Source organism: Streptomyces sp. NPDC060064 (assembly GCF_042736455.1).
In the GTDB taxonomy this organism is placed as follows: domain Bacteria; phylum Actinomycetota; class Actinomycetes; order Streptomycetales; family Streptomycetaceae; genus Streptomyces.
This window is the reverse complement of record NZ_JBHWWF010000044.1, coordinates 1-15,436: the sequence shown is the minus strand read 5'-3', so window position 1 is coordinate 15,436 and position 15,436 is coordinate 1. Positions and strand designations below refer to the sequence as shown.

The following is a 15,436-nucleotide window of genomic DNA, read 5'->3' as shown; positions in this document are numbered from 1 at the left end:
AGGTGGCCGGGATGCCCGGGCGAGCAGCAACTCGAGGGAAGAGGGCCCGATCGAACCCAGCTCGACGAACGCCACGTCAAGGTCCGCCAGATCCCGGTCGGTGGCGTCGAGCGCCGCATGCACCGTCCGGACCACCGAGTCGACGGTCGCCGCGTGCCCGGTCGTCACGTCCGCCGGGCCTGCGTGGACCGCACAGGTGGTGCAGATGCCGGTCCAGCAGTTCAGCAGGTTCTTGAGGGCGTCCAGGACTTGGTAGAGCGTGAGGCCGGTGCGCGGGCTTTGGGGAGAGCCGGTGTTCATAGGTCCGCATGAACGTCCAGCACGCCACCGTGCTGCTGCGTGCGCTGCTCGTGCTGACCAACGCAGAGGTCTCCCGCTGACGGAAGATCACCCTGATGCGATCAAGGCGCCGACAGGCCGGAGTGCCTCACTCACAGTTCACGCCAAGCCCGCGACCAGCTACTTCAGGATGGAACGAGCCCAACGCTGCCCCTGCCGTCTGCAATCCGGGGCAGGGGCCTCGAACCTGCGGGTGAAACCCCTGCTGGTCGTCGTTTTCCCAGGGACTTTTCAGGGACTTTCAGCTCTGTCAGAGGGACTCTTCAGGGACGATCCGGCGTACAGATGGGAAAGGCCGTGACAGAACTGAAAGAGGAGAAACCTCTGATCAGGTGTGGTTTTCTCAGCACTCGATGACGTTGACCGCGAGTCCGCCCCGCGCCGTCTCCTTGTACTTCACCTTCATGTCGGCGCCGGTCTCACGCATGGTCTTGATGACCTTGTCGAGCGAGACCACATGGGTGCCGTCGCCGCGCAGCGCCATCCGCGCCGCATTGATCGCCTTGACCGAGGCGATCGCGTTCCTCTCGATGCAAGGGATCTGGACCAGTCCTCCGACCGGGTCGCAGGTCAGTCCGAGATTGTGCTCCATGCCGATCTCGGCCGCGTTCTCGACCTGTTCCGGCGTGCCGCCGAGTGCCTCGGCAAGACCGGCGGCTGCCATGGAGCAGGCGGACCCGACCTCGCCCTGGCAGCCCACCTCCGCCCCGGAGATCGAGGCGTTCTCCTTGAACAGCGCTCCCACCGCGCCGGCGGCCAACAGAAAGCGGACGACTCCGTCCTCGTCGGCGCCGGGAACGAAGCGGGTGTAGTAGTGGAGCACCGCAGGCACGATTCCGGCGGCGCCGTTGGTGGGCGCGGTCACGATGCGGCCGCCCGAGGCGTTCTCCTCGTTCACGGCCAGGGCGTAGAGATTGACCCAGTCCATGACCTTCAGCGGGTCCCCGGGCTGGGTGGTGTCCTCGGCGAGGGTGCGCAGTAGCCGAGGAGCGCGGCGCGGCACCTTCAACCGCCCGGGCAGGGTGGTCTCGGTCCGTGAGCAGCCGCGGTCGACGCACTCCCGCATCACGGTCCAGATCCTCAGCAGGCCGGCTCGGACCTCGCTCTCGCTCCGCCAGGACAGTTCGTTGGCGAGCATCACTCCGCTGAGGGGCAGACCGGACTCGTAGGCGCGCAGCAGCAGTTCGGACGCGGAGCGGAAGGGGAGGCGTACGGGTGTGTCGTCGGCCTTGATCCGGTCGTCTCCTGTCGCGGTCTCGTCGACGACGAAGCCCCCGCCCACCGAGTAGTACGTACATGCCCTCAGCTCGCCACCGTCGTGGTCCAGGGCCTGGAACCGCATGCCGTTGGGGTGGAAGGGAAGAGTGCGGCGGCGGTGCAGCACCAGGTGCTCGCGCTCGCGGAAGTCCACCTCCTTGACGCCCAGGAGTCGCAGCCGGCCCGTCTCGCGGATCCGGTGCACCCGGTCGTCCACGGTGTCGGTGTCGACGGTTTCGGGGTCCTCGCCCTCCAGGCCCAGGAGTACCGCCTTGTCACTGCCGTGACCGTGGCCGGTGGCACCGAGGGACCCGAAGAGCTCTGCCCGCACCGAGGCGGCGCGGGACAGCAGGCCGTCCTCGTCCAGCGCGTTGACGAAGAGGCGGGCGGCCTTCATCGGCCCCACGGTGTGCGAGCTGGAGGGGCCGATGCCCACTTTGAACAGGTCGAAGACGCTGATCGCCACGTCGTTCCTTCCGGATCGGAAGTTGTGTACTACGCACAGCGTTGCGTAAAAAGAAACATGGAACAAGGGGTCGGCCTGTCCGGGGGATGCCTTGACACGGGCTTTGGGGGACTTCAAACTGGCGTTGCGCTTACCGCAATCTGTTTCGTTATATGCACCCGAGCACCCGAGGTGTCATGATGATTCCCGCGTGCCGTCTCGCGGATCTGCCGCGAGGCGAGGCCTACCGGCTCGACATCGATCCGCCCGTCTCGGTGTTCCACACCGATGACGGCGAGGTCTTCGCCATCGACGACACTTGCACCCACCAGGACGCGTCGCTCGCCGACGGCTGGCTGGAGGGCTGCGAAGTCGAATGCCCGCTGCACGCCTCGAAGTTCGACCTCCGGACGGGGGCCGTCGACTCACCGCCGGCCAAGCTCCCCGTCCGCACCCATGAGGTCCTGATCGAGGACGGCATGATCTACGTCCAGCCGTCCATGGCGGCCCCGAATCTGCCGCCCTGCATCGCGGCGCGGCTCGCCGGAGGTCTCGCGTGAGGACGGTGGCCGTGGTCGGCGCCTCGCTCGCGGGACTGTCGGCCGCACGCTCCCTGCGGAAACAGGGTTACGACGGACGGCTGGTCGTGATCGGTGACGAGCCGCACCGTCCGTACGACAGGCCGCCGTTGTCCAAGGAGTTCCTCGCCGGCACGATCCGCGAAGCGGATCTCGCGTTGGAGGCGGACGGTGAGGACCTTCAGGCGGAGTGGCTGCTCGGCGTGCGGGCCGCGGGATTCGACCTCGGTGACCGTGCTGTGCGGCTCGCGGACGGCCGGTCCGTCCGTGCCGACGGGGTCGTCATCGCCACCGGTGCGACCGCGCGCATGCTGCCGGGCAGCGACGGCCTGGCCGGGGTGCATACGCTGCGCACCCTGGACGACGCCCGTGCCCTGCGGGCCGACCTGACCCGGGGCGGGCGGCTGGTGGTGATCGGCGGCGGGTTCATCGGCGCCGAGGTCGCCTCGACCGCGTACGGCCTGGGGCTTGATGTGACGGTCGTCGAGGCGGCGCCGACTCCGCTGGCCGGACCGCTGGGCGAGGTCATGGGAGGCGTCGTCTCCACGCTCCATGCGGACCACGGCGTACGTCTGCTCTGCGGCGTCGGCGTCAAAGGCCTGAGCGGGGCGGCCCGCGTCGAGGCGGTCCTCCTGGAGGACGGCCGCAGCATCCCGGCCGACACCGTCGTCGTCGGCGTGGGCGCCCGTCCGTGCGTCGAGTGGCTCGACGGTTGTGGCGTCGCCCTGGACGACGGCGTCACGTGCGGCGCGGACGGCCGCACAAGCGTGGCCGCCGTGGTCGCGGTCGGCGACTGCGCCTCCTGGTACGACCCGGTCGCCGGGGTCCACCGGCGCGTCGAGCACTGGACCGGCGCGCGGGAACGGCCCGACGCGGCCGTGGCCGCGCTGCTGTCCGGCGGTACGGCAACGCCGGGAGCGCCCAAGCCGCCGTACTTCTGGTCGGACCAGTACGGCGTACGGATCCAGTTCGCCGGGCATTCCGCCGGTGCCGACAGTGTGACGGTCGAGGAGGGGCTCCCGAACGACCGCAGCTTTCTGGCGGTCTACAGGCGGTCGGGCCATCCGGTCGCGGTTCTCGGAATGAACCAGCCGCGCCTGTTCACCCGCTGGCGCAAGCAACTCGCCGCCGCCACGCTCTGACGCCACTCGCGCGGCGTCATCCGCTGTTGCTCAGCACGCCTGTACTGCATATCGCACTACGCCGCTGGGACTACCTCGTCCCCGGCGCGACGACCGATCAACGACGTCACCCCGCGAGGAGTGCACTGTGACCTCGACCAGCCTGCCGGACAGCCTGATCGCCACGCTCCCCGGCTCCTATTACACCGATCCCGGGATCTTCGCCCAGGAGCAGGAGCGCATCTTCGAGGAGATGTGGTTCTGCGTCGCGCGCTCCTCCGACCTGGCCAAGCCCGGCGCCTTCCGGACCGTCGAGGTGGGCCGTGAGAGCATCCTCGTCACCCGGGCCCGGGACAACTCCGTCCGCGCCTTCTTCAATGTCTGCCGGCACCGTGGCGCCAAGCTCTGTACGGAGGAGACCGGCGAGGTCAAGCGCGCCTTCCAGTGCCCGTACCACGCGTGGACGTACGACCTGACGGGCAAGCTCGTCGCGGCGCCCAACCTCACGAAGATGCCCGACGTCGGCCGTGTCGAGTACGGCCTGGCGAATGTGGCCTCTCGCGAATGGCTGGGCTATGTCTGGGTCTGTCTGGCGGAGACCCCGCCCTCCTTCGAGGAACAGGTCGTCGGTGAGGTCGTCGCACGGCTCGGCGACGTGGAGTCGATCGAGCGCTACGACGTGGAAAGCCTCGAGGTCGGCAGGCGGATCGTCTACGACGTGAAGGCGAACTGGAAGCTGATCATCGAGAACTTCATGGAGTGCTACCACTGCGCAACGATCCACCCGGAACTCACCGAGGTTCTGCCGGAGTTCGCCGACGGCTATGCCGCGCAGTACTACGTCGGCCACGGCGCCGAATTCGGTGCGGAGGTCAAGGGCTTCACCGTGGACGGCTCCGAAGGCCTGGACCGCATCCCCGGGGTCTCCGAGGACCAGGACCGCCGCTACTACGCGATCACCGTCCCGCCGCAGGTATTCATCAATCTCGTCCCCGACCATGTGATCTTCCACCGGATGTACCCGGTCGCTGTCGACCGCACGATCGTCGAGTGCGACTGGCTCTACCTCAAGGACGTGGTGGACAGCGGCAGGGATGTCAGCCGGTCCGTGGAGCTCTTCGACCGGGTCAACCGGCAGGACTTCGACGCCTGCGAGCGCTGCCAGCCCGCGATGAGCTCCCGCCTGTACGCCAAGGGCGGCGTACTCGTACCCAGCGAGCACCACATCGGCGTGTTCCACGACTGGATCCATGAGCGTCTCGGCACCCGGCAGTCGGACTAGCGCCGGCGACCGCGGCTTTCGGATCGGCAGGAGCGAGACCTGGGCCGCCCGGGAATCCCCGCGGTGACCCACGCCCTGCTCATGACGCTCCGACCGCTCCTGCGGCCGGAGCGAGCGCGCCCGGGTCAGCCCAGGTAGCCCATCCGGTGACTGATCTCTTCCGCACCCTGGATCAGCAACGGGGCGAGCTCGCGCATGCGCTCCTCGGTGAACCGGTACGAGGGCCCCGAGGCGCTCAGTGCCGCGATGACCTCTCCGTCCCTGTTGCGGACCGGCGCGGCCATGGCGTGCAGCCCGAGCTCCAGTTCCTCCTTGGTCCAGGAGTACCCGTGCTCTCTGACCTCGGCGAGGTTCTTCTCGAGCTTCGTCTTCGCGGTCAGGGTGTGCGGGGTCACCTTCTTCAGGCCTGTCTGCGACAGGAGCTCGGCACGCTCCTTGGCGGGCAGGTGGGCCAGCAGGATCTTGCCGCTGGAGGTGGCGTGCAGCGGGGTCAGCTGGCCGACCCAGTTGTGCGCCGCCACTGCGGCAGGCCCGCGCACCTGGAACAGGTTGATCGCGAAGTGCTCCTGCATGACGGCGATGTTGACGGTCTCGCCGATCTCCTCTGCGAGGCGCTCGCAGACCGGGCGGCCCTGCTGCGTGATGTCGATGCGGCCCGTGACCGCGCCGGCCAGGCGCACAATGCCGAAGCCGAGGCGGTACTTGCCGCGCTCGCCCGCCTGCTCCACCAGACCGCGCGCCTCCAGCGCGCCGAGCAGGCGGAATGCCGTGGATTTGTGGACGTCGATCTCGGCTGCCACGTCACTGACGCCCGCTTCGCCCTGTTGGGCAAGGATTTCCAGCACGCTGATGGCGCGGTCGACGGACTGGACTCCGCCGGGCTGCGAACCGGTCGTTTCGGTATCTGGACTGTAGTTGCTCACAGCGAAACTATACGCGCAGTAAACAACAGCTGGGCAGAGGAACGTCCGTCTCGGCAAGTTGCGTGGCTCGCAACCTGGTGCGTATAGCGCTACCCGTACTAGCATGCCCCGCGTATCGAACGGCGCGATCGAGACGAGGTAGCCATGGCTCCCCTGCAGTACGACTTCGTCATCGTCGGCGGCGGATCGGCCGGCAGCGCACTGGCGAACCGGCTCTCCGCTGATCCGGACAACAGCGTTCTGGTGCTGGAGGCCGGACGGTCCGACTATCCGTGGGACGTGTTCATCCACATGCCCGCGGCGCTGACCTTCCCCATCGGCAGCCGCTTCTACGACTGGAAGTACGAATCCGAACCCGAGCCCCACATGGGCGGCCGCCGCGTCTACCACGCCCGCGGCAAAGTGCTCGGCGGTTCCAGCAGCATCAACGGCATGATCTTCCAGCGGGGCAACCCCATGGACTACGAGCGGTGGGCGGCCGACCCGGGGATGGAGACCTGGGACTACGCACACTGCCTGCCGTACTTCCAGCGCATGGAGAACTGCCTGGCGGCCGACCCCGACGACGAGTTCCGCGGCCACGACGGCCCCCTCGTCCTCGAACGCGGCCCGGCCTCCAGCCCGCTCTTCCCCGCCTTCCTCGAGGCCGTCCAGGAGGCCGGCTACCCCCGCACCGACGACGTCAACGGCTACCAGCAGGAAGGCTTCGCCCCGTTCGACCGCAACGTCCACCGCGGACGCCGCCTGTCAGCCGCCAAGGCGTACCTCAAGCCCGTGAAGAGGCGGCCGAATCTTGACGTCAAGACCCGTGCCCTTGTCACCCGCGTGATCTTCGAGGGCAAGCGCGCCGTCGGTGTCGAGTACCGGCGCGGCCGCGGCAAGCCCCAGCAGGTCCGCGCCCGCGAGGTGATCCTCTGCGGCGGTGCGATCAACTCCCCCCAACTGCTGCAGCTTTCCGGCGTCGGCAACGCGGAGGAACTCAAGTCCCTGGGCGTCGATGTCGTCCACCATCTGCCGGGAGTCGGCGAGAATCTGCAGGACCACCTGGAGGTGTACGTCCAGTACGCCTGCAAGCAGCCGGTCTCCATGCAGCCGTACATGGCGAAGTGGCGTGCCCCGTTCATCGGCCTCCAGTGGCTCTTCCGCAAGGGTCCGGCCGCGACCAACCACTTCGAGGCCGGCGGCTTCGCCCGCAGCAACGAGGACGTGGACTACCCCAACCTGATGTTCCACTTCCTGCCCATCGCGGTCCGCTACGACGGCACCTCGCCGGCGGGCGGGCACGGCTACCAAGTGCACGTCGGACCCATGTACTCCGACGCCCTCGGCTCCGTGAAGATCAAGAGCAGGGACCCGCGCGAGCACCCGGCGCTGCGCTTCAACTACCTGTCCACCGAACAGGACCGCCGCGAGTGGGTCGAGGCGGTCCGGGTGACCCGCAAGCTCCTCAACCAGCCCGCGCTCGCCCCGTACAACGACGGGGAGATCTCACCCGGACCGTCCGTGGAGAGCGACGAGGAGATCCTCGCCTGGGTCGCGAAGGAGGGCGAGACCGCCCTGCACCCCTCCTGCACCTGCAAAATGGGCACCGATGAGATGGCCGTGGTCGACCCGGAGAGCATGCGGGTGCACGGCGTGGAGGGGCTGCGCGTCGTGGACGCCTCCGTGATGCCGTACGTCACCAACGGCAACATCTACGCACCCGTGATGATGATCGCGGAGAAGGCCGCCGACCTCATCCTCGGCAAGAAGCCGCTTCCGGCCTCCAAGGCCCAGTACTACCGGCACCGCGACCCACGGTGAGAACACTGCTGAAGAGCGTCCGCTACGAGGTCCTGCCGGCGAAGTCCACACAGGACAAGGTGCTCGCCCATGTGCCGCGCGACGTGGTGGTCACGGTCACCGCGTCGCCGGTCAAGGGCCTGGAGCCGACGCTCGACCTCGCCACCGGGCTGGCGGCGCACGGCTACCGCGTCGTCCCGCACGTGCCCGCGCGGCTGCTGCGGGACGACGCGCACCTGGCGGACGTCGTCGGCCGGCTCCGTGCGGCGGGCATCGACGACATCTTTGTCCCGGCCGGGGACGCCGACCCGCCGACCGGGACGTACCACGGAGCGCTGCCGGTGCTGCGCAGGCTGAGCGAGCTGGGCAGCCCCTTCACGCACATCGGCATCACCGGCTACCCCGAGAGCCATCCGCTCATCGACGACGACGTCATCGTCCAGTCGATGTGGGACAAGCGCGCGCACGCCACGTACATCGTCAGCAATCTGTGCTTCGATCCTCGCGTGCTCGGCGACTGGCTCGTGCGGGTACGCCGGCGCGACGTCGTGCTGCCCGTCCATGTGGGCGTCGCCGGGCCCGTTGAGCGGGCGAAGCTGCTCTCCATGGCGACAAAGATCGGGGTGGGGGAGTCGGCGCGGTTCCTGGCCGGGCACGCCTCCTGGTTTCTGCGCTTCGCGGCACCGGGCGGCTACTCGCCCGATCGGCTGCTCAGACGCAGCGCAGACGCGCTCACCGCCCCCTCGGCGGCCGTCGCGGGCCTGCACCTGTTCACCTTCAACCAGATCGCCGAGACGGAGCGCTGGCGCCGCGGCATGCTGGAGCGCCTCGACGGTTGTTAGCCCCCGGACCCCGGTACGCCCTTCGGGCGTGTCCTCAATCGCCGGACGGGCTCCACTGGAGCCCGTCCGGCGATCGAGGCGCGAGGTCCGGGGCGGACACCCGGTCGGTTCAGCGAAAGACCACCGTACGGTTCCCGTCCACCATCACGCGGCTCTCGCTGTGCCACTTCACGGCGTGCGCCAGCACCTGTGCCTCCACGTCCCGCCCAACCGTGACCAGTTCGTCCGGGTCGAGCGAGTGATCCACGCGGACCACGTCCTGCTCGATGATCTGGCCCTCGTCCAGGTCCGGCGTCACATAGTGCGCCGTGGCGCCCACGAGCTTCACGCCGCGGTCGTACGCCTGCCCGTACGGGCGTGCGCCCTTGAAACTGGGCAGGAAGGAGTGGTGGATGTTGATGGCCCGGCCCTCGAGCTGCTTGCACAGGTCGTCCGAGAGGATCTGCATATAGCGGGCGAGCACCACCAGATCGATGTCCAGGTCGCGCACCAGCTCCAGAAGACGTGCCTCGGCGTCGGCCTTGGTGTCCCTGGTCACCGGGATGTGGTGGAAGGGGATGCCGTAGGTCCCGGCCAGCTCCTCGAACTCGTCGTGGTTGGAGACGATGGCCGGGATTTCGATGTTGAGAGCGCCGGTGCGCCGGCGGAAGAGGAGGTCATTCAGGCAGTGGCCGAATTTCGACACCATGATCAGCGTGCGGGTCGGGGTCGAGGCGTCCCGCAGGGTCCACGAGATCCGGTAGGCCTCGGCGACGGGGCCGAATCGGTCACGCAGTTGTTTCACGTCGGTGTCGGGGTCGGACACATCGAAGTGGACCCTCATGAAGAAACGGTCCTGAAGCCGGTCGTCGAACTGCTGGCTCTCCAGGATGTTGCCGGAGTTCCTGACCAGGTAGCCGCTCACGGCGTGCACCAGTCCGGCCTGGTCCGGGCACGAGAGGGTGAGGACGTATTCGCGGCCAGGTTGCGGTCGAGGGGACATACGCGGCCTCCGTTGGTGCGTATTGCACAACACGGTGAGTGATACGCAACATGGTCAGCCCCTCGTGGGCCGCGGTCAAGAGAAGCGGGACAACTGGGCTCCAGGGCGGAATCCGCCCGTTTTGCCCTCTTGACGTGGGTCATACGTTCGGGCCAGGGTGTTCCACCACAAGCAATGCAGTGCATGATGCGCAACGAACTTCGGTCGAAGGGCTCCGCACGTGGCAGACCTGTATCTGGACGGAGAATGGCGCGATCCGGTGGCCGGGGGCCACCGGGAGATCCTCTGCCCCGCAGATGGGACGCTTGCGGCGGTCGTGTCCGAAGGGACCCGGGCCGACAGCGAGGCCGCGATCGCAGCGGCCCGCCGGGCTTTCGACGAAGGCCCCTGGCCGCGAACCCCCGAGCGGGAACGCGGCGCGCTGCTGCTGCGCACCGCCGATCTGATCGAGCGCGACGCCAAGGAGTTCGCCCGCGCCGAATCACTGGACACCGGCAAGCGGTTGGTGGAGAGCGAGTACGACATCGCCGATGTGGTCTCGTGTTTCCGCTACTACGGCGGGATCGCGGGCACCAGCGCCGGCCGGGTGGTCGACACCGGACGCGACGACGCCGTCAGCCGCGTCACCTACGAGCCGGTCGGAGTCTGCGGGTTGATTACCCCGTGGAACTATCCGCTGCTCCAGGCGTCCTGGAAGGTCGCCCCCGCTCTTCTGGCCGGAAACACGATCGTGCTGAAGCCGAGCGAGCTCACCCCGTCCACATCGATCCTGCTGATGCGGGCACTTGAGGAGGCCGGTCTGCCGGCCGGCGCCGCCAACCTCGTGCTCGGCGCCGGTCCCGAGGTGGGCGCACCGCTGTCCGAAGACCCCGCCGTCGACATGATCTCCTTCACCGGGGGCCTGGACACCGGCCGAAGGATCATGGCCACGGCCGCCGCGACCGTGAAAAAGGTCGCCCTCGAACTGGGTGGCAAGAACCCCAATGTCGTCTTCGCCGACGCCGATTTCGAGGCCGCGGTGGACTTCGCTCTCACGGCCGTCTTCCTGCATTCCGGGCAGGTCTGCTCGGCCGGCGCCCGTCTTGTCGTCGAGGACGAGCTCCATGACGCCTTCGTCGACGAGGTCGTACGCCGTGCCGGGCGAATCCGTCTGGGCGGCCCCTTCGACCCCGAGGCCGATACGGGACCGCTGGTCTCCGCACAGCACCGGGAGAAGGTCGAGGCCTACGTCGCCGCGGGCCTCGCCGAGGGCGCCGTACTGCGCTGCGGCGGCAGTCGCCCGGAGGACCCCGAACTCGCGAGCGGCTACTACTACCCGCCGACCGTGCTCGACGAGTGTCGCCAGGACATGCGTGTGGTGCATGAGGAGTCCTTCGGCCCCGTGCTGACCGTCGAGCGCTTCAGCGGCGAGGACGACGCCGTACGCATCGCCAATGACACCGAGTACGGACTCGCCGGAGCCGTATGGACGCAGGACGCCGGCAAGGCCCAGCGGGTCGCGCGACGGCTGCGCCACGGCACCGTGTGGATCAACGACTACCACCCCTATGTACCGCAGGCGGAATGGGGTGGCTTCGGCCACTCGGGCGTGGGCCGGGAACTGGGGCCGACGGGCCTGGACGAATATCGCGAGCCCAAGCACATCTGGCAGAACATCCAACCCCGGCCGCAGCACTGGTTCCGCGGCTGAATGCCGAAGAGAGGTCGACCGTGACCCCAACAGAGACTGAACTGCCGCAGCGGCGCGGCACGTCCCAGGTCCAGGACAGGCCCCCGGTCATCTCCGTGCGCGGGCTGTGGAAGGTGTTCGGGCCCAAGGCAGACCAGGTGCCGGAATCCGCGGAGCTGTGCGGACTCACGCGCCGCGAGCTCATGGACCGCACGGGATGCACGGCCGCCGTACGGGATGTGAACTTCGACGTGTCGCCCGGCGAGGTCTTCGTCGTGATGGGCCTGTCCGGTTCCGGCAAGTCCACGCTGGTGCGATGTCTCACCCGGCTGATCGAACCCACCGCGGGCGAAGTGAACTTCGAGGGCGAGGACATCCGTGGCGCGGACGCCAAACGGCTGCGCGAGCTACGGCGCCGCAAGTTCTCCATGGTCTTCCAGCACTTCGGGCTGCTGCCGCACCGCCGGGTCGTCGACAATGTCTCGTACGGCCTCGAGATACGTGGCATGGGCAAGGCGGAGCGCGTCAAGCGGGCCATGGAGGTCGTCGAACTGGTCGGCCTCGCCGGATACGAGCACTCCTACCCCGACCAGCTCTCCGGCGGCATGCAGCAGCGCGTCGGTCTCGCCCGTGCGCTCGCCGGCGATCCGGACGTGCTCTTCTTCGACGAGCCGTTCTCCGCGCTCGACCCGCTGATCCGCCGCGACATGCAGAACGAGGTCATCCGCCTGCACCACGAGGTCGGCAAGACCATGGTCTTCATCACCCACGACCTGTCCGAGGCGCTCAAGCTCGGCGATCGCATTCTCATCATGCGCGACGGCAAGATGGTCCAGTGCGGCACAGGTGACGAACTGGTCGGCGCGCCCGCTGACGACTATGTCCGCGAGTTCGTCAAGGACGTGTCCCGCGCCGAAGTCCTGACCCTGCGCTGGATCATGCGCGCCCCGGAGCCCGGCGACGCCCTCGACGGCCCGGAGCTGGGCCCGGACGTCGTGGTGCGCGAGGCGACGCGGGCGGTGCTCGCCGCCGACAGGCCGGTCAAGGTCGTCCAGGACGGCAAGCTGCTGGGCATCGTCGGCGACGAGGAGATCCTCGCGGTCGTCGCCGGACAGGAAGGCGGCGCGTGATGGCTGTTGCCGCCGACGCGGCCGCCCCGGCCCGGGCCGTGCGCCGAGTCAGCCGCCGCGTCGTGGTGGCCGCGATCGTGCTCGCCTGGCTGGTGCTGTTCGCCGCCCTGCGCGGGCGGGAGACCCTGGCGCTGGCGGCGGCCGACCTGACGGACCTGCACCGCTGGTTCAACTCGGTCAACGACAGCATCGGGGCGAACCGCAACAGCAACCCGCTCTTCCTCTACTTCTTCAACGAGATCCGGCTGGTCATCGACAATCTCGTCACCTTCATCCAGTCGCTGATCTCCCAGCCGCAGGGCGGGCGCCCGGTCCCCGTCATCGGCTGGCTGGGCGTCGCCGGCCTCGCCGGATATGTCTCCTGGGCGTTCGGGAACATACGCGTCGCGGCCCTGGCCGTGGCCGGGTTCGTCTTCCTCGGGCTGCAGGGACTGTGGCAGGAGAGCATGGACACGCTGGCCCTGACCCTGTCGGCGGTCTTCGTCTCCCTGCTCATCGGCATCCCGCTCGGCATCTGGGCCGGGCTTTCCGACCGGGTGAACCGCGCCATCACGCCGTTCCTGGACTTCATGCAGACGATGCCGACCTTCGTCTACCTGGCTCCGCTGACGCTGTTCTTCCTCATCGGCCCGGCATCCGCGACGATCGCCACGCTCATCTACGCGGCGCCGCCCGCCATCCGCATCACCGCGCACGCCATCCGCTCGGTGCCCGCCACCACGGTCGAGGCCGCAGAGTCGCTGGGATCCACCCGGCGGCAGACGCTCACCAAGGTGCTGCTGCCCATGTCCAAGCGGACCGTCGTGATGGGCGTCAACCAGACCATCATGGCCGCGCTGTCCATGGTCACCATCGCCGCCCTGATCGACGCGCCCGGGCTGGGCAAGACGGTCGTCAAGGCGCTGCAGACCCTGGACGTCGGCGTCGCCTTCAACGCCGGCCTCGCGATCGTCGTCATGGCCATCGTGCTGGACCGGGTGACGACCGCGGCGGGTGACCGTGTGGAGGCCGCGAGGAAGCGCCGCGCCGGCCGCTTCACGAAGTGGCGCCGCCCCCTCCTGCTGGCCGGTGGCGCGGCGGCCGCGGTGTGCGTGTGGCTGTCCCACACCTATGTGTGGGCAGCCCAGTTCCCCGGCGACGCCTCAGTCGGCGGCGCGATCGCGCGCACGGCGGACTCGGTCACCCTGTGGACGCAGGACACCTTCGGCGGACTGACCAACGGAACCAGGGACCTGATCACCACAGCGCTGCTCAACCCCTTCGAGACACTGCTCACCGAGTCCCCCTGGTGGCTGGTCGGCGTCGTCCTCGTCGCCGTCGGCGCAGTGCTCGGCGGGTGGCGCGCGGGTGTCACGGCGGCGGTCTGTGTGGCACTGCTGGTCGGGACCGGGGTGTGGTCGGACAGCATGACGACGCTGGCCTCCACGGCGGTGGCGACTCTGATCGTGATGCTGCTCGGCGTCGTGGTCGGTGTCTGGATGGGCCGCAGTCCGCTGGTCGACCGGCTGGTCAGACCCAGCCTCGACGCGGGCCAGACCATGCCCTCCTTCGTGTATCTGGTGCCGTTCCTGGCGCTGTTCGGTGCGACGCGCTTCACGGCGATCATCGCCGCGGTCGTCTTCGCGGCTCCCGTGACGATCAAGATCATCGCGGATGGTGTGCGAGCGGTGCCACAGACCACGGTGGAGGCCGCCACGGCAGCCGGCTCCAGCACCTGGCAGATCATCACCAAGGTGCAGCTCCCCATGTCACGCAGCGCCCTGACACTCGCGACCAACCAGGGACTGATCTACGTCCTGTCCATGGTGGTCGTGGGCGGTCTGGTCGGTGCGGGCGCCCTGGGCTACGACGTCGTAGCCGGTTTCTCCCAGGGCCAGTTGTACGGCAAGGGCCTGGCAGCGGGCCTGGCCATCGTTCTGCTCGGGGTCATGTTCGACCGGATAACCCAGGCAGCGGCACGGCGCACAACGAGGGCGCCCGGCGCCCGCTAGGCCGGCCACAACTCAGCGGCCACAGGAAGAAGCACAGGAGGCAGTAATGATCGGAAACTTCATTGGGCAGTCGCGGCCCGCGAGACGGCGGGCCGCGGTGGCCGGGCTGGCGGCGCTGAGCCTTGCCGCGCTCACCGCCTGCGGCGGCGCCAAGGTCGGCGAGTCGGGATCGGACAAGGCGGGGGGCGCCGGCAAGTGCGGCACGTTCAACCTCGCGATCAACCCCTGGGTCGGTTACGAGGCCAACGCGGCGGTCATCGCGTATGTCGCCGAGAATGACCTCAAGTGTCAGGTGACCAAGAAGGACCTCAAGGAAGAGGTCGCCTGGCAGGGCTTCGGCACCGGCGAGGTGGACGCCGTCGTCGAGAACTGGGGCCACGACGACCTGAAGAAGAAGTACATCGCCGACCAGAAGACCGCCGTGGAGGCCGGCGCGACCGGCAACACGGGCGTCATCGGCTGGTTCGTGCCGCCGTGGCTGGCCAAGGAGCACCCGGACATCACCGACTGGAAGAACCTCAATAAATACGCCGCCAATTTCAAGACGTCGGAGTCGGGTGCCAAGGGCCAGTTCCTCGACGGCGATCCGTCGTTCGTCACGAACGACGCCGCACTGGTGAAGAACCTCAAGCTGGATTACAAGGTCGTCTACGGAGGCAGCGAGGCGGCGCTCATCCAGGCGTTCAGACAGGCCGAGGCCAAGAAGTCCTGGGTGATCGGATACTTCTACGCGCCGCAGTGGTTCATGTCGGAGGTCGAGCTGGTGAAGGTGAATCTGCCGGCGTACAAGGACGGCTGCGACGCCGACGCGGAGAAGGTCGCCTGCGACTACCCCGAATACGAGCTGGACAAGATCGTCAGCAAGAAGTTCGCCGACTCGGGCAGTCCTGCCTATGACCTCGTCAAGAACTTCACCTGGACCAACTCGGACCAGAACCTCGTGGCCAAGTACATCGCCGAGGACAAGATGACGCCGGAGGCGGCGGCCAAGAAGTGGGTGGACGCCAACCGCGAAAAGGTTGATTTCTGGCTCAAGAAGAGCTGATCCACAGGAGGGGCCGGGAGCGTTGACCGTGCCCGGCGGGCTGCCGTGAC

At 68.3% G+C, this 15,436-nt stretch carries 12 protein-coding genes; 9 read left to right on the top strand and 3 right to left on the bottom strand.

The features are described 5' to 3' along the window. Positions 1-682 precede the first annotated feature (682 nt). On the bottom strand, positions 683-2,062 hold the full coding sequence (locus ACFWDI_RS35245; RefSeq protein ID WP_385310431.1) for an L-serine ammonia-lyase: 1,380 nt from the start codon (positions 2,060-2,062) through the stop codon (positions 683-685). 176 nt (positions 2,063-2,238) lie between these two features. Between ACFWDI_RS35245 and ACFWDI_RS35240 the strand changes: the two genes are divergently transcribed. The 3 genes from ACFWDI_RS35240 (at position 2,239) to ACFWDI_RS35230 (ending at position 5,022) form a co-directional block, all read left to right on the top strand. Then, positions 2,239-2,601 (top strand): bifunctional 3-phenylpropionate/cinnamic acid dioxygenase ferredoxin subunit, encoded by a 363-nt coding sequence (locus ACFWDI_RS35240; RefSeq protein ID WP_385310429.1) that lies wholly within the window; start codon positions 2,239-2,241, stop codon positions 2,599-2,601. Further along, positions 2,598-3,761: an NAD(P)/FAD-dependent oxidoreductase gene (locus ACFWDI_RS35235; protein WP_385310427.1), complete on the top strand. Its 1,164-nt coding sequence runs from the start codon at positions 2,598-2,600 to the stop codon at positions 3,759-3,761. Before ACFWDI_RS35240 ends, ACFWDI_RS35235 begins: the two co-directional genes overlap by 4 nt. Positions 3,762-3,888: 127 nt before the next feature. Next, positions 3,889-5,022, top strand: coding sequence for an aromatic ring-hydroxylating dioxygenase subunit alpha (locus tag ACFWDI_RS35230; RefSeq protein ID WP_385310425.1), 1,134 nt, complete (start codon positions 3,889-3,891; stop codon positions 5,020-5,022). 125 nt (positions 5,023-5,147) lie between these two features. On the opposite strand, the gene ACFWDI_RS35225 is transcribed toward ACFWDI_RS35230, so the two are convergent. Further along, on the bottom strand, positions 5,148-5,945 hold the full coding sequence (locus tag ACFWDI_RS35225) for an IclR family transcriptional regulator (protein ID WP_327327839.1): 798 nt from the start codon (positions 5,943-5,945) through the stop codon (positions 5,148-5,150). Positions 5,946-6,089: 144 nt separating this feature from the next. On the opposite strand from ACFWDI_RS35225, the gene betA reads away from it, so the two are divergent. Both betA and ACFWDI_RS35215 read left to right on the top strand, forming a co-directional pair. Beyond that, the gene (betA, locus tag ACFWDI_RS35220; RefSeq protein ID WP_385310424.1) at positions 6,090-7,748 is read left to right on the top strand and encodes a choline dehydrogenase; all 1,659 of its coding nucleotides are present in this window, start codon (positions 6,090-6,092) and stop codon (positions 7,746-7,748) included. Continuing rightward, complete coding sequence (locus ACFWDI_RS35215) at positions 7,745-8,569, top strand: 5,10-methylenetetrahydrofolate reductase (protein WP_385310422.1); 825 nt, start codon at positions 7,745-7,747, stop codon at positions 8,567-8,569. The genes betA and ACFWDI_RS35215 overlap by 4 nt, the downstream gene beginning before the upstream one ends. A gap of 109 nt (positions 8,570-8,678) precedes the next feature. Here the strand turns inward: ACFWDI_RS35215 and purU are convergent, their stop codons facing one another. Next, complete coding sequence (gene purU, locus ACFWDI_RS35210; protein ID WP_385310419.1) at positions 8,679-9,551, bottom strand: formyltetrahydrofolate deformylase; 873 nt, start codon at positions 9,549-9,551, stop codon at positions 8,679-8,681. 220 nt (positions 9,552-9,771) lie between these two features. Here purU and ACFWDI_RS35205 point away from each other — a divergent pair, with 220 nt between their 5' ends. Genes ACFWDI_RS35205 through ACFWDI_RS35190 form a run of 4 tightly spaced genes read left to right on the top strand, consistent with a single transcriptional unit; the run spans position 9,772 to position 15,386 of the window. Next, complete coding sequence (locus tag ACFWDI_RS35205; RefSeq protein ID WP_385310417.1) at positions 9,772-11,241, top strand: aldehyde dehydrogenase family protein; 1,470 nt, start codon at positions 9,772-9,774, stop codon at positions 11,239-11,241. 20 nt (positions 11,242-11,261) lie between these two features. Then, positions 11,262-12,350 (top strand): glycine betaine/L-proline ABC transporter ATP-binding protein, encoded by a 1,089-nt coding sequence (locus ACFWDI_RS35200; RefSeq protein ID WP_385310415.1) that lies wholly within the window; start codon positions 11,262-11,264, stop codon positions 12,348-12,350. Further along, entirely contained in the window at positions 12,350-14,341 is a 1,992-nt protein-coding gene (locus tag ACFWDI_RS35195; RefSeq protein WP_385310413.1) for an ABC transporter permease, read from the top strand. Before ACFWDI_RS35200 ends, ACFWDI_RS35195 begins: the two co-directional genes overlap by 1 nt. A gap of 46 nt (positions 14,342-14,387) precedes the next feature. Then, the gene (locus ACFWDI_RS35190) at positions 14,388-15,386 is read left to right on the top strand and encodes an ABC transporter substrate-binding protein (RefSeq protein ID WP_385310411.1); all 999 of its coding nucleotides are present in this window, start codon (positions 14,388-14,390) and stop codon (positions 15,384-15,386) included. The last annotated feature ends 50 nt before the right edge of the window (positions 15,387-15,436 follow it).